The organism is Arthrobacter sp. R-11 (genome assembly GCF_049913155.1).
Classification (GTDB): Bacteria; Actinomycetota; Actinomycetes; order Actinomycetales; family Micrococcaceae; genus Arthrobacter.
In genome coordinates, this window is sequence record NZ_CP183979.1 from 3101774 (window position 1) to 3119107 (window position 17334).

Below are 17334 nucleotides of genomic sequence, written 5' to 3' on the forward strand. Positions count from 1 at the left end.
GCCAGCAGGGTTGCGGCTTGGCCAGAGCCGCACGCGGATTTTCAGCCGAGCTTCCCGTTGAGCGGCCGTTCGCGGTGCAGGCGAAGGCCGATGTCCACCAGTGAAACCCTGTTCAGGTCCGGCACATCGGCCAGCGGAATCCAGGCGGCGTGGGTGGTGCTGCCGTCCACCTCGTGGCTGAGTTCACCGCCGGTGATCCGGGCTTCGAAGACCATCCTCAGGGCCTGGAACGGTCGGGCCTTCCCGTCCAGCCGGGGTTCATCCGGCCAGTAGCCCACATCCGTTCCGAGCATGGCGCCGACCTCGGCGTGGTAGCCGGTCTCCTCCAGGATTTCCCGCCGGCAGCCGTCCACCGGGTGTTCGGCGAGATCGAGCCCGCCGCCGGGCAGGGTCCAGCCTTCCTTGCCGTTCTCCTTCCAGTACGCCAGGAGGACGGCACCGTCCCGGACGATGACTCCGTAGGCGGCAGGTCGCGTGTCGAATCGCATGCTCACAAGGGACAGCTTAGGCCCGGCGGGCGGCGTGTATGCAGTTGCCGGCCAGGCCTCCCGGGGAGGCTAGTCAGGCCAGCACCGCCGCCTCGATCTCGGAGCTGTCCGGGACGCCGAGTCCGGCGGCTTCGCGGAGCTCAACGACGGTTCCGGGCTTGTCGAGTTCGAGCACCTTGATCATGTTGCGGCCTGTCCGGATCAGCGGCCCGGGGACGTACAGGGTGCGCTGCGGCCCCGCCTCCCAATAGCGGCCGAGCAGGAAGCCGTTGATCCAGAGGAAGCCCTTGCCCGAATCCGGGAGCGCAAGGTACGTGTCGGCGGGTTCGGCCACGGTGAAGTCTGCACCGGGCAGCCGGTCCAGTTCCGCTTCGGTCCATTCCGCGAGCGCCACGGGGGTCTGGGTCCAGTGGAAGGTGTAGCGCTGGTTGACCAGCACCCCGCCCAGGATCCCCTTCCCCTGTCCGGTGAGGGGGCCGTAGTTGATCCGGCCCAGGTTCTCCACGAGGATGTCCAGTTTCGCCGGGATCCCGGTGCCGGTGACCGTGAGGCCCTCGGCGCCCGTAGCGTCGTCGAGGATGCCGGCGAAGAGCCCGTCCACCCAGATGTGGGCGCGGTCGTGCAGGCCCGTGATCTTCAGCTTCGCTTCCGTGGGCGCGTCCGGGCGGCCTGGCAGCACCGCCGCCGCCGAGTACAGCACCAGGCCGGAGTCCAGGCCCAGTTCCTCGAAGGACAGCGGTTTGACGCTGTGGACCGGGGCTGCGGAGCCACGCAGCAGGCTGGTCAGTTCCGGGGCGGGACCCAGGGGCAGCGTGGCCGCCGGGAGCACCGGCGCCGGTGCCAGCAGTTCAGGGGCCAAGCGCGGAAGCTCGGTGATGCCCTGCGCCCGGAAGAACTCCGTGCGCAGGGCGTGGAACTTCGGAGTCAGCGCTCCGTTTTCGGCGATGGGCGCATCCGAGTCGTAGCTGGTGACCGTGGGCTGGATGCGGGTGCCGTCGTGGTTGGCGCCGGAGCCGAGGCCGAAGTTGCTTCCGCCGTGGGCCATGTAAATGCACACCGAACCATCTAGGTCCAGGATCTTGCGGACCTCGGCCGCGGCCTCTGCGGCATCACGCACATGGTGCTCCTCGCCCCAGTGGTCGAACCAGCCGCCCCAGAACTCGACATTGAAGAACGGTTCGCCGGGCCGGCGCCGCTGCCAGGTGGCCACGGCTTCGTCGCCCCGGCTGCCGAGGGTCGCCGTCGCCCAGGTTCCTTCCACGGCGCCGCCGTCGAGGAAGTAGTCCGTGCCGCCGTCGGCCGTGAACAACAACTCGGTGATGCCGCGCTCTTCCAGGGCACGGCGGTTCCAGCGGATGTAGTCGTGGTCATCGCCGTAGCTGCCGTATTCGTTCTCGATCTGCACCGCCACCACGGGGCCGCCGTTGCAGGCCTGGCGGGGTGCAATGATGGGCAGGAGATGGTCGAACCACTCCTCGATGGCCCCGGTGAAGACGGGGTCCAGGCAGCGCAGGCCGATGCCCGGCGTGCCGGTGAGCCAGGCCGGGAAACCGCCGTTGTCCCATTCGGCGCAGATGTAGGGCCCGGGCCGGACAATGACGTCCAGCCCTTCTTCGGCCGCGAGGTCGATGAAGCGGCCCAGGTCCCGCCAGCCGTTGAAATCCGGGGCCTGTCCGCGGTGCGGCTGGTGGAAGTTCCATGCGACGTAGGTGTCCACCGTGTTGGCGCCCATTGCCTTGAGCCTGCGGAGCCTGTCCCGCCAGTGCCCGGGGTGGACCCGGAAGTAGTGGATGGCTCCGGCCAGGATGCGGTAGCGTTCCCCCGAGCGGTACAGGACGGCGTCGCGGTAACTCAAAACGGCGTTGTTCACAAAAAACAGAATAGTACATTTATTAACAAATCAGCACATGGAGTTGTCTCGTGACCAACTTGGAAACGGCCCCGGCCCAAGAACTGTGCCCCGCCGGGCACCCCGGCCAGGGACCGTGCGTCCAGCTTTGGCCGGAGCGGGAAGTGCCGCTGGGTGGGGTACGTGCCATGAACGTGCTCCGCACCCTTCCGCAGCGCGGACTGCCGACCGTGGGCGCATGGTGTTTCCTGGACAGCTTCGGCCCGGACCGGGTGGCCATGAGCGTGCTGCCGCACCCGCACATGGGACTGCAGACGGTTACCTGGCCGCTGGAAGGCGACGTGCGGCACCGTGACAGCGTGGGCAGCGACGTGGTCGTGCGCCCCGGCCAGTTGAACATCATGACGGCGGGCCGCGGCATCGCACACTCCGAGTTCGCGGTGCTGCCGCAGCCGGACGGCGACGGCGAGGTGGAGGTGCCGCTGTCCCGCGGGCTGCAGCTGTGGGTCGCGCTGCCGGACGCCGAACGGCACCGGACGCCGTCGTTCGAGCAGGTGGTTGACCTGCCGCTCGCCAGCGGAGACGGCTACACGGCCAAGGTGCTGGTTGGCGAATTCGCCGGACAACGCTCCCCCGCCACCATGTTCAGCCCGATCGTCGGCGCGGAAATCAGCGGTTCCGGGGAGATCGGCTTCCCCCTGAATCCGGCGTTCGAACACGCCATCCTGGTCCTGGACGGCCGCCTGACCGTGGACGGCCAGGAAGTCGGCGCCGGCCCCCTCGCCTACCTGGGTGCGGGACGGGATTCGCTGGCCGTCACGGCCGCCCCGGACACCTGCTTCATGCTGCTCGGCGGCGAACCCTTCGAGGAGGACATCCTCATGTGGTGGAACTTCGTGGGCCGCACGCACGAAGAGATCGTTGAAGCGCGCGAGGACTGGGAGGCCCAGGCCTCGCTGGCCGACCCCGATGCCCGGGCTGCCCGCTTCGGCGTGGTTGATGGACACGGGCCCGACGCCGGCGCTGAAGCCGGTTGCATCCCGGCCCCGCCGCTGCCTGGCGTCCGGCTCAAGCCGCGCACCCGCGGCGGCCTGCCCGAATAACGGAGGGACCACGACGGTGGTCTGCCCTTTGCAGGGTCGGGCCCCCGTCGGGATGTCCCGGCTGAGCAGTCTCAGCCGAGCTCGGCGATGATCTGCGGCACCCCGAATACGGGATCCTGGTCCAGAACGCGCACGTCCGTCACCCCGTGAGCCGCGAGACCTGCACGGAAGGCGGATTGCAGCGCGCCCACGTTCATGCCCAGCCCGCTGCCCAGGATCGCCGGCCCCGTAATCCCCAGCTGCCGCAAGACCTGTGCCGCGAGCTCGGCCAGATCCCGGCCGGCCTGGTCCAGGAGCTGCAGGCTCACCTCGAGGCCTGCGTCCGCGGTCTGCACCACGACGCCTGCCCGCTGCGCCCAGTAGCGGCGGCCGGTGTCTGCGGAGTGGAAGAGGGCGATGAGTTTGTTGGGATCGTCCAGGCCGCAGGATTCCAGCAGGGCGCGGGTGAGGGCGTCCGGTTCCAGGCCCTTGTTCATCCGGCGCAGGCTGTGGCGGACTGCTTCGCGCCCCAGCCAGTAGCCGCTGCCTTCGTCGCCCAGCAGGTATCCCCAGCCGCCGGCGCGGGCTTCCTGCCCTGTGGAGTTCTTGCCCCAGGCCGCGGAGCCGGTTCCCGCGATGACGGCGACGCCGGTGCTCGTCCGCCCGGCGGCCAGCAGCAGGCGGGAGTCATGCACCACCGAGACCGCGGCACCCGGGACGTGCGGTTCGATGAGGGTGGCGAGTGCCCTGGCGTCGTCGTCGGTGTCGATACCGCCGGCGCCGGCGAGCACCGTGTCCACGCGGCCCCCGCCGATCCTGCCGAACAGTTCGGCGAGGTTGGCAGCCGCGGCCTCCCGGCTGACGTTCTGCACATTGGCGCTGCCGACGGATTCGTCGCGGACCACTACCCCGTCCTCGAAGCGGACGCCGCGGGTCTTGGTGCCGCCGATGTCCAGGCCGATGACGGTGCCGGGAACAACCGGCAAAGCAGGGCCGGAGCGTGACGAGGGATTCTCAGGGTTTTCCACGTGCACAGCTTAACGCGACGGCATCTCAGCTCCGACCCTTGATGAAGCCGGCCAGCAGCTCCGGGCCTTCCGCCAGGACCATCTCACGGAACAGCCGGACGGGTTCGGCTTCGCTGCTCAGTTCGCGGTTCCGGCGTTCACGCCAGGCGATTCCGATCTCCCGGTAGGCCAGACGGGATTCGATGGCCACTTCCACCCACCCCAGCCCGGTGCCCCGCGGTCCGTGGATTCCGGGCCCCAGGCCGCCCGGCGGGAGGATGCTGTAGCCCAGCCCGGCGGACACCAGCCCGCGGACGGTGTGGGTGTCCTGGCTTTCGAAGGCGGTGCGGGGCCGGATGCCGGCGTCGCGGAATATCGCATCAGTGAGGGAGCGCAGGCCGTAGCCCGGGCCCATCGCCACGAACGGCTCGTGCTTGAGCTCTTCAAGGCGGAGCCGCTTCCGGCCAGCCGCCGGGTGCTGGTGGTGCAGGACCAGCCGCAGCGGCTCGCGGTAGAGCGCGGCCGAGGCAAGCCCCCGGCCGCGCGGGGCGACCGGCGAGGTCAGGGCGATGTCGGCGTCGCCCGTTGCGAGCTCATCGAGGCAGGCGGCCCGGGCGCCCTGGCTGAGCTCGAAGGCGGTCAGCGGATAGCGCCCCCGGAAGGCACCGATCAGCACGGGCAAGGTGGCTTCGCCGAAGGTGTGCTGGAAGCTCACCGCGATCCGGCCCCGGACCGAGTCCTGCTCCTGCCGCACCAGGTCCAGCCCGCGGCGGAATTCGGCGAGCGCGGCGTCCACATGGGGCAGCAGCGTCCGCGCGGCGGCGCTGAGCCGCACCCCGCGGCCGTCCCGGACCAACAGTTCAGTCCCGACGACGGCGCCCGCCCGGGCCAGCGCCCGGCTCACCGTCGACTGCGGCACCCCGAGGAGTTCGGCCGTCGCGGTGACGTGTTCGGTCCGCGCAAGTTCGGAAAGAATGGGCAACAGGGGCAGCAGCTGGACGAGCTGCTTGTGGTCCGGGTCCATGGTGCGGCGCCCTTCAGTCAATGCCGCAGTTCAATGTGAATCTGCTATGTAAATCATCTCATTCATGCATTGGAATCATCACTCGCCGGCGGCATAACGTGGCAGGGTGATGATGCAAGCGGCCCCGGATGCCACCGACGGACACCCCAAGGGCTCCCCCGGTTACCGGCGGATCCTCGCCGGACTGGCGATGGCCGGCGTCGCGACGTTCGCCCAGCTCTATTCCACCCAGGCGGTCCTGCCGCTGATGTCGAAGGAACTCGGGATCACGGCCGCGGACGCAGCGCTGAGCGTCTCCGTCGCCACGGCCGGGCTCGCCGCCGCGGTATTGCCCTGGTCCTTCGTTTCCGACCGCATCGGACGGGTTCGTGCCATGGCGATCGCGATCGGCGCGGCGACGATCCTTGGCCTGCTGGTGCCGTTCGCGCCGGCGCTGCCGCTGGTGTTGGGCCTGCGCACCTTGGAGGGCGTGGCCCTGGGCGGCATCCCCGCTGTGGCCATCGCCTACCTGAACGAGGAAATCGGCAAGGCACATGCGGCGCTGGCCGCCGGCAGCTACGTCGCCGGCACCACGCTGGGCGGCTTGGCGGGCCGGCTCCTGGCCGGACCCCTCGGGGAAATCTGGGGGTGGCGGGCCGGAACCCTGGCAGTGTCCTTGCTCGCAGCGGTTTCCGCTGGACTGTTCCTGCTCCTGGTCCCGAAGCCACGGCGCTTCGCTCCCGCTCCGGCCCAAGGCATGCGCGGGGCCGCGAAGGCTCTGCTTGGCCATCTCGGCAATCCGCGGCTGCTGGCCATCTACCTGCAGGCCTTTGTGCTGATGGGCGGTTTCGTGGCCGTCTACAACTACCTGGGCTTCCGGCTGCACGCCGAGCCATTCGCCCTTCCGGCCTCTGTGGTGAGCCTGATCTTCCTTGCCTACCTTTCGGGCACGGTGAGCTCACGGTGGGGCGCAGCCCTCTCGCTGCGCTTTGGCCGGCGCAACGTCCTCCTGGCCGGGATCGGCTGCATGGCCGCGGGCATGGCACTGACCCTGTGGGACTTCCTGCCGACGGTGCTCGCGGGCCTGCTCCTCTTCACGGCCGGTTTCTTCGCCGCCCACAGCATCGGTGCCGGGTGGAGCGGGACGCTCCCTGCAGGCGGCAAGGCACAGGCGGCCTCGCTATACAACCTCTTCTACTACCTGGGGTCCAGCATCCTCGGCTGGCTGGGCGGGCTCGTCTTCCAGTCCGCGGGCTGGACCGCACTCGCCTGGGGCGTGATCGCCCTGGCGTGCACGACGGCGGCGGTCACCGCCGTCGTGCACCCGGTAAAGCCGGTGCCCGCCGTCGTCGTCCACGCTTCCTGAATTGCTCCCGCTTCCTGAGGCGGCGCACCGGGTGCGGTCCTCAGCGGGTAGATTCGATGGCCTGCACCAGGTCGGCGATGAGGTCGGCAGGATCCTCAAGGCCGACCGAGAGGCGCAGCATCCGGGCATGCGGCTTCGCCTCGGGCGCTACCGGGCGGTGCGTGAGCCCGGCAGGGTGCTGGATCAGGGTGTCGATCCCGCCCAGCGAGACGGCATGGGTCATCAACCTGACCGCGCCTGGGATCCGCTCGGCATGCTCCGCGGACGCGACATCGAAGGCCAGCAGCGACCCCGGCCCCGACATCTGGGTGCCCACCAGGCCTAGCGGATCGCATTCGGGCAGCCCCGGGTAGTGGACCTTGCTGACCAGTTCATGGCCTGCGAGCGCGGAGGCGATCTTGTGCGCGTGGTCCTGCTGGGCCCGGACACGGACCGGGAGCGTTGCCAGGCCTCGGTGCAGCATATACGCCGGCCACGGGGTGAGGATTCCGCCGGTCACGGCCCGGACCCGGCGCAGCCGCGCAGCCCATTCGGCATCCGTCGCCACCACGCCGCCCATGGCATCGCCGTGACCGCCCAGGAATTTCGTGGCGCTGTGCAGCACCATCGCCGCGCCGTGCCTGAGCGGCTGCTGGAGCACCGGCGTGGCGAAGGTGTTGTCCACCAGGACGGGAACCCGGGCGGCGTCGGCCGTGAGCCTCTTCAGGTCCACCAGCTCGAGGCTGGGGTTCGCCGGAGTTTCGACGACGAGCAGCGCCGTGTCCGGGCGGATGGCACTGCTGACTTCTTCCGGGCGGGCGAAGGTGGTCTCGGTGCCGAGCAGTCCGCTCGCCAGCACATGGTCGGTGCCGCCGTACAGGGGGCGGACTGCGACGACGTGCCTCTTGCCTTCGCCGGTGGCGGCGAGCAGCACGGCGCTCAGGGCCGCCATGCCGCTGGCGAAGGCCACGGCTTCAGCGGCGGACTCCAGCGCAGCGGTTCCCTCTTCGAAGCGCGCCACGGTGGGGTTCCACAGCCGTTGGTAGACCGTGCTGTCGCCCTCCCTGTGGACGCCGCCGCCGGCCATCTGTTCGTACGCAAGTCCGCCGTCATGCACCGAAGGCAGCGGTGCGGTGGTAGAAAGATCGATGGGTACCGCGTGCACGCCCTGTTCGGTGAGTCCGGAACGGCCCGCGTGGACGGCGAGGGTGTCGATCGTGGTCACTGTGCTCCTTGAATTATTCGCCATTGAATGGCGCCAGTATTAGGCAATAATTCGGGATTTCACAGGGTAGATGAATGGATTGCCGCAAATTTGCCGGATATGATGAACTCATTGCAAATCCAGGAGGATCCGTGAGTACAGCCCCGAAGAATGTTCGGCCCCTCGGCGCCGGCGAGCCGTTGGACGCCATCGACGAACGGATCCTGGCCGCCCTCGTGGACGATGCGCGGATCTCCAACAAGCAGCTCGCGGAACTGGTGGGCATCGCCCCGTCCACCGCATTGATGCGTACACGGGCGCTGTCCGAACGCGGCATCATCGAAGGCTTCGAAGCAGTGCTGAGCCTGGCTGCTATCGGACGCTCGGTGCAGGCCCTGATCGCGGTCCGGCTGCGGGCCCACGACCGGGACCAGATCGACCGCTTCACAGCGCGGGTTCCCGCCCTGCCCGCGGTCCTCTCAACCTTCCACACCTCGGGATCGGTTGACTACCTGCTGCACATCGCCGTCGCCAACACCGATGAGCTGCGTGACTGGGTGCTGGACAACCTGGCCACCGATCCCGTCGTCGGACACACCGAGACCACACTGGTCTTCGAGCACATCCAGGGCAATCACGGGCCGCTGCCGGCCTGACTGCCGACGCCGGAAATCGGCGCTCCGGCGGACCAGCCGGTCAGGCCCGAGCTGTCAGGCCCGAGCTGTCAGGCCCGAGCTGTCAGGCGCGGGGCGCCAAGCCGGAATGCGCGGCGCCGAGGGCATCGGCGCGCAGCTCACCCAGCCGCTCCCGGCGGGCAATGGCCGCACTCCGCTGCGCGCGTTCGCCGACCTGGATGAGGCGACGGTTCTCGGACCAGGAGAGCAGCCTGGCACCGATGCCGGCTGCGGCCGACTCGATGATGGATGGCTGACGGTATACGCCGCATGATGCGGTGGCTGAACTCATGACTTCTTCCCTTCACTGCTTTGTGAATCTCTGCTTGCGGCTTTGCCGGCCGAGGCCGGGACGCCGAGGATGGGGAACGCGTTGAAGTGGATCTGGACCGGGCGGGCGTCCTCGGGGACCGGTTCGCTGCGGATCTCCTCCAGCAGCTTGTGGCCGAGGGCCTCCATGGCATGGGCATAACGGGCCAGCTGCTCCGCTGACATCCGGGCGTTGACTGTGCTGACGGTGGAAACCTGCAGCCAGTCAGAGTCCAGGACATCGACGCCGTGCTCCATGAAGTCTGCAAGCACTGCCTGCCGGCCACGCTCGAATTCCCGGCTCACCAGCCGCGAGGCCTCCTGGGTGGCCGGCGAGGTGGCCAGCTCCGGCGACGTGATCTGGATGGCGATCGGCGGCCGCTCCCACCACCGTTCGCGCGCGGTCCCTTTGCCCTCAACCTCCCGCACGAAGTCGAACTTCGCCAGTTGGCGCAGGTGGTAGCTCGTGGCGCCGCTGGATTCGCCCAGCAGGTCCGCCAGCCCACAGGCCGTCTGGGCGCCGTAGCGGGAGAGCATCTCGAGGATCTGGACCCGCAGGGGGTGCGCCAGCGCCTTGAGGGACGCCGTATCGACTTTGCGGAGCGGGAAATCCGGCTCCCGGACTGTGACCATGACACAAGAATAGAGTTGCAAAGAACTCTTTGCAACGGTTTCTTTGCAACTATTTCTTTGCAACTGACATTGGCGGGACCAGGTGCCCTGCCCCTATGCGATCATCGCGCGAAAACCGGCCTGATACCCCGCCGTGAAACCAGCGCCAGGACCAGTGCCGCCGCACCGCAGATCAGCGCGAACCCTGTCACGGCCGGCTCAAGTCCGAAAGCGGACGAGGCCAGGCCAAGGCCGATGACGGGCACGGCGCTGCCCAGATAGGTGATGACGTACACGGTGCTGATGACCTGGGCGTGCCGTGCGGGATCGGCTTTGGTGGCGAGGTCGTTGAACACGAGACGGAACGCGCTGCCCTGCCCGACGCCGGCGGCAATGCCGGCCGCGACCAACAGGACCGGGTTGTGCCAGGCAGCCGCAGCGGACATCAGCATCACGGCGGCCCCCAGCACGGACAAACCGAGCGGCAGGAGCATCCTGCGGCGCAGCGGAAAGAGCTGGCTCAGGGCCGAAGCACCCAGCGTGAGGCCGGCCAGCAAGCCCATGACCGGGCGGGAATCCGTGCCAACAACGGCCGCAAAATAGCCAGGGCCCAGGGAGAGGCAGAAGCCGAAGACGGCGAAGCTGAGGAAGCCCACCGACGCGGCGAGCGCGAAGGCGCCCTTCGCCTCCCGCGACACCGACGGGCGCCGGGGTGCGAGCGCGGCGTACGGCCGCGGGCCGACGGCGGGCCGGATCGCGGGGCGGGCGTCGAGCATCCAGAGCGGAACCAGCAGGAGCAGCAGGAGCACGCAGTGCACCAGGAACGGCGTGCTGACCGGGCCGGGCAGCAGCGAGAGCAATCCGCCGGTGAAGGGTCCCGCGGCAACCCCGCCGGAAGAGGCCAGGAGGGTGAAGCGGGACGCCCATTCGGGGCGCGACGGCAGGAGCTCACGCAGCGCCGCGGAACTTGCACCGGTGGCCAGCCCGACCGCGACGCCCTGCAACGCCCTTCCGGCGCACAGCATCCACAGGCTCCCCGCCCCGGCAAACACCAGGCTTCCGGCCAGTCCCAGGACGACCGCGAGCACCAGCGCGGCCCGCCGGCCGATATGGTCCGACCAGTGTCCGGCCAGCATCAGCACCGCCACCAGGGCCAGGACATAGCTGGCGAACGCGACCGTGACACCCAGCGGGCCCAGTCCGAGCCGCAGCTGCAGCAAGGGGTACAGCGGGGTGGCCAGGTTCGCGCCCAGCAGCAGGGTGAACATGACGACGCCGGCCAGCACCAGCCGGGTGGTGGTCGAGGCGTTCCAGCCCCGGCGGACAGCCGTTGCCGGGCGCATGCGCAGTTCGCTGAAGACAGTCATCGTGGTGCCCTTGCCTTGGCGGGCGCGGAACGGCTGCCTTGTGGGCACTGCCGCCACCGCCCCGGATGTGGATGGCAACAGAATGCAGCAAATCTGCGGCAAGACTCAGTCATTGGTGGAACAATTGAGCAAAACAGTCAATAGTTCCCATGCTGTCTGCGCTGGAGTGATGATTTGAACAATCTGGACCCCACCGACCTGAAGATCCTGCTTGAGCTGCTCCGCGATCCGCGGATCCAGATCGGAGAACTCAGCGATGCCCTCGGCATCGCCCGCAACACCGCTCAAAGCCGGCTGCGGCGCCTGCTGCGTTCGGGCGTCCTGAACGACGGCGGCCGCGAGGTGGACCTCGAAAAGCTGGGTTACGACGTCGTCGGCTTCGTTACGCTCGAGGTGACCCACCGGGAACTGGACGGTGTTATCGGGGCACTGCGCCTGATCCCCCAGATCCTGGAGGTCCACGAAATCTCGGGCCGGGGCGATCTCTTGTGCCGGGTGGTGGCCACGGATACGCACAGCCTGCAGTCGGCCCTGCGCGCCATCCTGAAGGTCAAAGGCGTGATCCGCAGCGAAACGGTTTTGGCCCTGCACACCCACCTTGCCTACCGCAGCGCGCCGCTCATCGAAAGGCTCGCAGGGACCCCCGCCGCACCGCCGCACCGGCAGCGCACCCGGCCCGCTGTCAGCAACGCGGGCTAGGATGCGGCCATGGAATGGCTGTCACATATCCTGCAGATCAATTGGCTCGCCGTGCTCCTGGCGTTCGTTTCCAGCATGGTGATCGGATTCCTCTGGTACATGCCTGCCGTCTTCGGGCGGAGGTGGATGGAGGCGATCGCGCGGACCGAAAAGGAACTGAAAGCACTCGACGGCGGTGCCGCCATCTGGGTGCCCATGATGGTGGCGTCGGCGCTGAGCAGCATCCTCCTCGCGGTGCTGGCCGGGGCCCTCGGCCTCGACACCCCGCTGGCGGCCGGGTTCTTCGCATTTGTGGCGGCAGTGGTTTTCCGTGCCGGCGGGCATGTCATCCACAATGGCTTTGCCGGAAGGGCGGCAACCGTAACGCTGATCGATTCGGGCCATGACATCCTTGCCCTGACGGTTGCCGGAGTCATCATCGGAGCCCTCCCCTAGGGCGGAAGGAACGCCCATGACCATCATCGACAACGCGATCTACGTGAACGGCGTCCGCAGCGCCACCCCGCCCAGCCTGGAGGAGTCCTTCGAAACGCTCGCGCACCACGGCGGCATGGCATGGATCGGCCTGTACCGCCCTTCGGAGGGCGAAATGGCGGCGGTGGCGGACGAGTTCCAGCTCCACCAGCTGGCCGTCGAGGACGCGATCCACGCCCACCAGCGCCCCAAGCTGGAACGCTACGACGACATCCTGTTCACCGTCCTCCGGCCGGCCCGCTACCTGGATGCGACGGAGACGGTGGAGTTCGGGGAACTGCACGTCTTCACCGGCAAGAACTTCGTCGTCACCATCCGTCAGGCGGAGACTCCCGGGGTGGCCCAGGTCCGCCGTCGGCTGGAAAGCCAACCGGCGCTCATGGCCTGCGGACCCGAGGCGGTCCTCTACGGCCTCCTTGACCAAGTGGTGGACGACTACGCCCCGGTGGTGGCCGGGCTCGAGAACGACATCGACGAGATCGAGGATCAGCTGTTCAGCGGCGACACCACGGTTTCGAGGAGGATCTACGAGCTCGCCAGGGAAGTCATCCAGTTCCAGCGCGCCATCAACCCCTTGCCGGACATGATCTCCCTGCTGCGCGGTGGCTTTGCCAAATACGGCGTGGACATCGAACTGCAGCGCAACCTGCGCGACGTCGAAGACCACGTGGAGCAGCTCATCTCCAAGGTGCAGGGCTTCCGGGAACTGCTCCAGAATGCCCTCACCCTGGACGGCACCCTCACCGCCAACCGGCAGAACGAGGCCAACGCGGCACAGAACGAGCAGGTCAAGAAGATCTCCTCCTGGGCTGCCATCCTCTTCGCCCCGTCCTTCGTGGCCGGCGTGTACGGGATGAACTTCGATTTCATGCCTGAGCTGCACTGGCTCGTCGGCTACCCATTCGCCCTCATCCTGATGTTCGGGGCGGCCCTGCTCATGTACGGGATCTTCAAGCGGAAAGGCTGGTTGTGACGGCTTCCCCGGCTGCAGCCCTGCTCATGGCGGGAATCGAAGCCGAGGCGGCTACCGCAGGCTTTGCCCTGGAAGCCAGCCAGGCAGCCGCCGCCCGGCGGCTCTGCGAACTGGGCGCCGCCGTCGGGCAGTCCAAGGGGACACGGCTCCGCCCCTTCCCGCTGCGAGGCAGGACGCCCCGGAGCGTCTACCTGCACGGTCCCGTGGGCCGCGGCAAGAGCTGGGTGATGGACAGCTTCTACCGGCAGCTCACCGGCCGCAAGCGGCGGGTGCATTTCCACGACTTCTTCCGCAAGCTGCACGCGGGAGTACGGACAGCCGCCGGCAGCGACGGCACGGCCATCCAGCAGGCCGTGGATTCCCTGTTGGCCGGCATCGACGTGCTGTGCTTCGACGAGTTCCATGTCCACGACGTCGGCGACGGCATGTTCATCGCCCGCCTGCTGCGCACTGCCGCGGAAAGGCGGGTCCCCTTGGTGGTCACGTCGAACTATCCGCCGGAGCAACTACTGCCCAACCCGCTATGGCACGATCATTTCGTGCCCACCATAGCCGTGATCAAGGAGATGATGGACATCGTGGAGATCAACGGGAACACCGATTTCCGGCGCAATCCTGCCGTGCCGGGCGACGACGGCGGTCCCAGGGAAGGATTCCGCCGTGGCCGCGTCATCAGCCCCGGAACGCCCCGGCAGCTCGGTGCCTTCGGACTCTTCCCGCCGCCGCCCGCCGAGCAGCGCACGCTGACCCCCACCACCCAGCCGCTGCCTGTCAAGGCTGCCGGAGATGTGCTGTGGGTGGCCTTCGCGGAATTGTGCGGCGGGCTGATGTCGACGGCGGACTACCTGGCGCTGGCCGCGGAGTACCGCGTGTGGGTGGTCGACGGAGTGCCCTCCCCCGCGCATGAATCCGCGGAGGGTTCAGCGGCCGCCTGGCAGCGCTTCGGCAACGCGGTGGACGTCCTCTACGACGAGGATGTCACTCTCTTCCTGGTGGGGCGCGGCCCCCTGGACTGGGATGCCGGCGACGCCAGGCACGGCACCGCATTGCCCGTCGACATGGCGAGGATCGCCAGCCGGCTTTCCCTGCTCGGCCGCGTGGAAACGGGCACGGACGACGAAGCCGCGGGCTCCGAAGAAACCCGCGGCTCCTGAGCTATCCCGGACAGCCCGATCCGGCTAGATTGTCCCGCCGGCGGTGGGCGGCGCACCGGTGTCCTGCCCGCCGCCGCCCCGTTGCTCGCGGGCCACGTAGTTCTCGATGTCGAAGAGGTTGTCCGCCCGCTCGGCGATGTTCAGCAGGGTGGTCATGGACGCGACCTCCTCCACCTGTTCCTTCAGGAACCACAACATGAACTGTTCGCCGAGGGGGTCGTTCTGTTCGCGGGCCGCGCGGAACAATTCCTCGATATTGCTGGTCACCTGCTTCTCCTGTGCCAGGGCCAGGGCGATGGGCTCCCGGACATCGGAGAAATCGTTGCGGATCTCGGGGATGCCGGGGATGGAGACGGGCAGGTTCCGGTCCAGCATGTACTGGACCATCATCATGGCGTGGTTCCGTTCCTCCAGGGATTGCCGATAGAAATGCGCCGCGAGCTGCGGCAGGTCTTCGCCGTCAAAATAGACCGCCACGGCGATGTATTGCTGGGACGCGGCAAACTCGTTGCCGATCTGTTCGGACAGGAGTTCATGGAATGTCTTGGCCATGGGACCGATCCTAGCCTGCGGCTTTGGTGCCCACTAGACGAGCGCTGGCCGAGCGCGTCACTACCCGAGGGAGGCTAGGGCGACGCCGGCCGCCGCGGCGCCCACCCCGGCGGCCATCGTGCCGAGGGCGTTGAGCAGTGCCAGCCGGATACGGCCCGACTGCACCAGCCTCACGGTCTCCACACTGGCCGTGCTGAAGGTGGTGTAACCGCCCAGGAAGCCCGTACCAAGGACCGCCTGAAGCGAGGCCGGGGCATGGTGGCGCATGACCAAGCCGGCAAGAAGGCCGAGCAGCAGCGAACCGGAAACGTTGATCGCAATGGTCCCCCAGGGCAGCGCGGTCCGGAAACGCGCCCGGACCAGCCCGTCCACCAGGAACCGCGCCGCGGCCCCTGCCCCGCCAGCGAGTGCAAGCAGCAACACCGTCATTGGGCACCCTCCGCGGCCCCGGCCCGCCCGCCGTGCAGGCGGTGTCCCAGGGCGATGCCCAGGATCGTCGCGAGGGTGCCACCGAGCAGGGACGCCGCGAGGTAGCCAAAGGCGTCTGCGGCGCGGCCGGCGTCGAGCAGCTGTACGGTTTCCAGACTGAAGGTGCTGTAGGTGGTGAAGGCTCCGAGGAAGCCGGTACCGGCGGTGAGGCGGATGAGCCTCCTGCGGCCTTCATCTGGGCCCCGCCTGGCGAGCGACTCAAGGAGCCAGCCCAGCACGAGGGCCCCGGAGAGGTTGATCAGCAGGGTGGGCAACGGCCACTGTCCCGGCGAAGGGACCGCCTGTCCCAGCCCGTAGCGCGCGAGCGCTCCCAGGACGCCGCCCGCCGCCACGAGGGCGAGGTATTGCGGGTGCAGGTGCAGGGGACGGCTCACCGGGCATCGTCCTCCGGCTGCCCGCCTTGCGGGACGACGAGCACCGGCGGGCCCGGGTGCCGGGCGAGCCGCTCACCAAGAGATCCTCCGGCCAGCGCCTCGAGGTACCGCTCCAGGCCGTGTTCCTTGCTCCCGACCACGATGGTGGAAGCCCCGGTTTCGGCAGCGTAGCGGAGCAGTTCCCGCGCAGGGTCTCCGGCCAGCACCGCGAAAGACCAACCGACGCCGGCACCCTCGAGTTGCTCGGCGATCCAGTCCCGGAGTTCCGCGGCGATGTCCGTGGCGTCATCGTCGACGCCGTCCGGGTCGATCGGCTGCCGCGCGCTGTCCAGGGTGGAGTCCACATAGGCCAGCAGCAGCCCGGTGCCGGTGCGGAGCGCCAGATCAGCGGCGTGCCGTAACACGGCCGCCCGGTGCCGCGGGACAATGCCGGCCAGGATCGGGCCCGGCCCTGCAAGGTGCGCAGAATGCCGTTGCTCTGCCATGCCGGCTCCCTTCAGGATTTGTTGGCCTAGGACGATCCTAGGGAACAACTCTGCCGGGAGGACAATGCGTCGGCATCCTGGCAGGCCAGGCGGGAAAACCGAAAGCTCCCCGGGTCGCGTTGCGGCGGCCCGGGGAGCTTTCACTGTGGAGCTCTTTCACTGTGGAGCTAAGGAGATTCGAACTCCTGACCTCTTCGATGCGAACGAAGCGCTCTACCAACTGAGCTATAGCCCCTGGATGGCGGTCCGGTTTCCTCCGGTCCGCGCCAGTGCATCCTACGCTACAAAGTATCCGGCCTGTTTGCCAACCAAGACTCGAAGGTCTCCGTTCCGTGTCGCCGCTCCGGGGCGAGGTTGAGGCCGCGTCTCAGGTAGTCGCCCATAGCTCCGGGCAGCGGAAACTCCACGATCGGGCCCTTGTGCCCGGTGACCCTCCGCCAGCTTTCGGCGAGTTCCCGCATGGTCCGGACCTCCGGGCCTGCAATGGTCACCGTGCGATGCAGCGCTGCGTCCGATGGCGCTGCGTCCGATGGCGCTGCGTCCGATGGCGCTGCGTCCGATGGCGCTGCGTCCGATGGCGCTGCGTCCGATGGCGCTGCGTCCGATGGCGCTGCGTCCGATGGCGCTGCGTCCGATGGCGCGAGGGCCTCGGCCAGCAACGCCGTGGCGACGTCCCCGGGCGAAATGCTTTGGAACGCCGCGCCCTTGATGACTGGCACCACACCTACCTTGGCGCCCGCCGCGAACACTGCCGCCACGAGGCTGTGGAACTGGCTGGCCCGCACCGTCACGGTCTCCAGCCCGGACGCCGCGTAGACCCTTTCCTTGGCGGCCTTGGAGGCATAGAAGGCCGCTGTGCTCGCATCGCAATTGATGATCGAAAGGGCTACCGCCCGCCGGACGCCTGCCCCGGCGGCTGCGGCGAGAAGGCGGGCGCCGGCGTCGGCATACTGCTTCCGGGCTTTGCCCGACCGCCCCTCAAGGCAGTCGATCACGACGTCGGAGCCGCCCAGGGCCTCCGCCAGCCCCTCGCCGGTGGTGGCGTCCGCACGGACGTACCGGACGCCGTCGGCCCCTCCATCGGGCGGATTGCGGCTGAATGCGGTGACCTCAATGCCTTGCTTAACGGCAAGGCGGGCGAGCAGCCGGCCGATTTGGCCGGTGCCGCCCGCAATGCAGAGAGCAGTCATCTCA

The 17334-nt window shown here is 68.5% G+C and carries 20 protein-coding genes and 1 tRNA gene; 7 read left to right on the forward strand and 14 right to left on the reverse strand.

All coding sequences use genetic code 11. The annotated features are described in order from the left end of the window. Positions 1-41: 41 nt before the first annotated feature. The gene (locus ACN9M4_RS14005) at positions 42-494 is read right to left on the reverse strand and encodes an NUDIX hydrolase (protein ID WP_426298869.1); all 453 of its coding nucleotides are present in this window, start codon (positions 492-494) and stop codon (positions 42-44) included. 67 nt (positions 495-561) lie between these two features. After that, positions 562-2358, reverse strand: a complete 1797-nt coding sequence (locus ACN9M4_RS14010; RefSeq protein WP_426298871.1) for a glycoside hydrolase family 35 protein — start codon at positions 2356-2358, stop codon at positions 562-564. Between the two features lie 50 nt (positions 2359-2408). On the opposite strand from ACN9M4_RS14010, the gene ACN9M4_RS14015 reads away from it, so the two are divergent. Next, complete coding sequence (locus ACN9M4_RS14015) at positions 2409-3440, forward strand: pirin family protein (RefSeq protein WP_426298873.1); 1032 nt, start codon at positions 2409-2411, stop codon at positions 3438-3440. Positions 3441-3511: 71 nt separating this feature from the next. Here the strand turns inward: ACN9M4_RS14015 and ACN9M4_RS14020 are convergent, their stop codons facing one another. Together ACN9M4_RS14020 and ACN9M4_RS14025 are read right to left on the reverse strand one after the other, a co-directional pair. Next, a complete protein-coding gene (locus tag ACN9M4_RS14020) occupies positions 3512-4447 on the reverse strand; it encodes an N-acetylglucosamine kinase (protein ID WP_426298875.1) in 936 nt (311 codons plus the stop codon). A gap of 25 nt (positions 4448-4472) precedes the next feature. Then, entirely contained in the window at positions 4473-5450 is a 978-nt protein-coding gene (locus tag ACN9M4_RS14025) for a LysR family transcriptional regulator (RefSeq protein ID WP_426303480.1), read from the reverse strand. Positions 5451-5559: 109 nt separating this feature from the next. On the opposite strand from ACN9M4_RS14025, the gene ACN9M4_RS14030 reads away from it, so the two are divergent. After that, positions 5560-6795, forward strand: a complete 1236-nt coding sequence (locus tag ACN9M4_RS14030) for an MFS transporter (protein WP_426303482.1) — start codon at positions 5560-5562, stop codon at positions 6793-6795. A gap of 40 nt (positions 6796-6835) precedes the next feature. On the opposite strand, the gene ACN9M4_RS14035 is transcribed toward ACN9M4_RS14030, so the two are convergent. Continuing rightward, positions 6836-8023 carry a trans-sulfuration enzyme family protein gene (locus ACN9M4_RS14035; protein ID WP_426298877.1) on the reverse strand — a complete coding sequence of 396 codons (1188 nt, stop codon included), beginning with the start codon at positions 8021-8023 and terminating at the stop codon, positions 6836-6838. Between the two features lie 107 nt (positions 8024-8130). On the opposite strand from ACN9M4_RS14035, the gene ACN9M4_RS14040 reads away from it, so the two are divergent. Beyond that, the gene (locus ACN9M4_RS14040) at positions 8131-8634 is read left to right on the forward strand and encodes an Lrp/AsnC family transcriptional regulator (RefSeq protein ID WP_426298879.1); all 504 of its coding nucleotides are present in this window, start codon (positions 8131-8133) and stop codon (positions 8632-8634) included. Positions 8635-8716: 82 nt separating this feature from the next. On the opposite strand, the gene ACN9M4_RS14045 is transcribed toward ACN9M4_RS14040, so the two are convergent. The 3 genes from ACN9M4_RS14045 to ACN9M4_RS14055 all read right to left on the reverse strand — a co-directional run bounded on the left by ACN9M4_RS14045 (position 8717) and on the right by ACN9M4_RS14055 (position 10940). Beyond that, entirely contained in the window at positions 8717-8944 is a 228-nt protein-coding gene (locus tag ACN9M4_RS14045) for a 2-nitropropane dioxygenase (protein WP_426298881.1), read from the reverse strand. Further along, entirely contained in the window at positions 8941-9594 is a 654-nt protein-coding gene (locus tag ACN9M4_RS14050) for an ArsR family transcriptional regulator (RefSeq protein ID WP_426298883.1), read from the reverse strand. The genes ACN9M4_RS14045 and ACN9M4_RS14050 overlap by 4 nt, the downstream gene beginning before the upstream one ends. 101 nt (positions 9595-9695) lie before the next feature. Beyond that, a complete protein-coding gene (locus tag ACN9M4_RS14055; protein ID WP_426303483.1) occupies positions 9696-10940 on the reverse strand; it encodes an MFS transporter in 1245 nt (414 codons plus the stop codon). A gap of 174 nt (positions 10941-11114) precedes the next feature. Here ACN9M4_RS14055 and ACN9M4_RS14060 point away from each other — a divergent pair, with 174 nt between their 5' ends. From ACN9M4_RS14060 to zapE, 4 genes are read left to right on the forward strand one after another with little or no spacing between them, the layout of a single operon-like run. Beyond that, positions 11115-11639: an Lrp/AsnC family transcriptional regulator gene (locus ACN9M4_RS14060; protein ID WP_426298885.1), complete on the forward strand. Its 525-nt coding sequence runs from the start codon at positions 11115-11117 to the stop codon at positions 11637-11639. A gap of 9 nt (positions 11640-11648) precedes the next feature. Next, entirely contained in the window at positions 11649-12074 is a 426-nt protein-coding gene (locus ACN9M4_RS14065; protein WP_426298887.1) for a DUF1761 domain-containing protein, read from the forward strand. A 16-nt stretch (positions 12075-12090) separates the two neighbouring features. Continuing rightward, complete coding sequence (gene corA, locus ACN9M4_RS14070) at positions 12091-13086, forward strand: magnesium/cobalt transporter CorA (RefSeq protein WP_426298889.1); 996 nt, start codon at positions 12091-12093, stop codon at positions 13084-13086. Continuing rightward, a complete protein-coding gene (gene zapE / locus ACN9M4_RS14075) occupies positions 13083-14240 on the forward strand; it encodes a cell division protein ZapE (RefSeq protein WP_426298891.1) in 1158 nt (385 codons plus the stop codon). The genes corA and zapE overlap by 4 nt, the downstream gene beginning before the upstream one ends. A gap of 24 nt (positions 14241-14264) precedes the next feature. Here the strand turns inward: zapE and ACN9M4_RS14080 are convergent, their stop codons facing one another. The 6 genes from ACN9M4_RS14080 to ACN9M4_RS14105 all read right to left on the reverse strand — a co-directional run bounded on the left by ACN9M4_RS14080 (position 14265) and on the right by ACN9M4_RS14105 (position 17330). Next, on the reverse strand, positions 14265-14792 hold the full coding sequence (locus ACN9M4_RS14080; protein WP_426298893.1) for a ferritin: 528 nt from the start codon (positions 14790-14792) through the stop codon (positions 14265-14267). A 60-nt stretch (positions 14793-14852) separates the two neighbouring features. Next, entirely contained in the window at positions 14853-15221 is a 369-nt protein-coding gene (gene crcB / locus ACN9M4_RS14085) for a fluoride efflux transporter CrcB (protein ID WP_426298895.1), read from the reverse strand. After that, entirely contained in the window at positions 15218-15655 is a 438-nt protein-coding gene (crcB, locus tag ACN9M4_RS14090; protein ID WP_426298897.1) for a fluoride efflux transporter CrcB, read from the reverse strand. The genes crcB (ACN9M4_RS14085) and crcB (ACN9M4_RS14090) overlap by 4 nt, the downstream gene beginning before the upstream one ends. Further along, positions 15652-16140, reverse strand: a complete 489-nt coding sequence (locus ACN9M4_RS14095) for a universal stress protein (RefSeq protein WP_426298899.1) — start codon at positions 16138-16140, stop codon at positions 15652-15654. The genes crcB (ACN9M4_RS14090) and ACN9M4_RS14095 overlap by 4 nt, the downstream gene beginning before the upstream one ends. A gap of 162 nt (positions 16141-16302) precedes the next feature. Further along, positions 16303-16375 (reverse strand) — tRNA-Ala (locus ACN9M4_RS14100). 46 nt (positions 16376-16421) lie between these two features. Then, a complete protein-coding gene (locus tag ACN9M4_RS14105) occupies positions 16422-17330 on the reverse strand; it encodes an SDR family oxidoreductase (RefSeq protein WP_426298901.1) in 909 nt (302 codons plus the stop codon). Between the last annotated feature and the right edge of the window lie 4 nt (positions 17331-17334).

Excerpts from the sequence above, each read along its gene's own strand:
- ACN9M4_RS14025 (WP_426303480.1), bottom strand. The coding sequence starts at position 5,450 with ATGGACCCGGACCACAAGCAGCTCGTCCAGCTGCTGCCCCTGTTGCCC.
- ACN9M4_RS14030 (WP_426303482.1), top strand. The coding sequence starts at position 5,560 with ATGATGCAAGCGGCCCCGGATGCCACCGACGGACACCCCAAGGGCTCC.
- ACN9M4_RS14035 (WP_426298877.1), bottom strand. The coding sequence starts at position 8,023 with ATGGCGAATAATTCAAGGAGCACAGTGACCACGATCGACACCCTCGCC.
- ACN9M4_RS14045 (WP_426298881.1), bottom strand. The coding sequence starts at position 8,944 with ATGAGTTCAGCCACCGCATCATGCGGCGTATACCGTCAGCCATCCATC.
- ACN9M4_RS14050 (WP_426298883.1), bottom strand. The coding sequence starts at position 9,594 with ATGGTCACAGTCCGGGAGCCGGATTTCCCGCTCCGCAAAGTCGATACG.
- ACN9M4_RS14055 (WP_426303483.1), bottom strand. The coding sequence starts at position 10,940 with ATGACTGTCTTCAGCGAACTGCGCATGCGCCCGGCAACGGCTGTCCGC.
- ACN9M4_RS14065 (WP_426298887.1), top strand. The coding sequence starts at position 11,649 with ATGGAATGGCTGTCACATATCCTGCAGATCAATTGGCTCGCCGTGCTC.
- corA (WP_426298889.1), top strand. The coding sequence starts at position 12,091 with ATGACCATCATCGACAACGCGATCTACGTGAACGGCGTCCGCAGCGCC.
- ACN9M4_RS14080 (WP_426298893.1), bottom strand. The coding sequence starts at position 14,792 with ATGGCCAAGACATTCCATGAACTCCTGTCCGAACAGATCGGCAACGAG.
- crcB (WP_426298895.1), bottom strand. The coding sequence starts at position 15,221 with ATGACGGTGTTGCTGCTTGCACTCGCTGGCGGGGCAGGGGCCGCGGCG.
- ACN9M4_RS14095 (WP_426298899.1), bottom strand. The coding sequence starts at position 16,140 with ATGGCAGAGCAACGGCATTCTGCGCACCTTGCAGGGCCGGGCCCGATC.
- ACN9M4_RS14105 (WP_426298901.1), bottom strand. The coding sequence starts at position 17,330 with ATGACTGCTCTCTGCATTGCGGGCGGCACCGGCCAAATCGGCCGGCTG.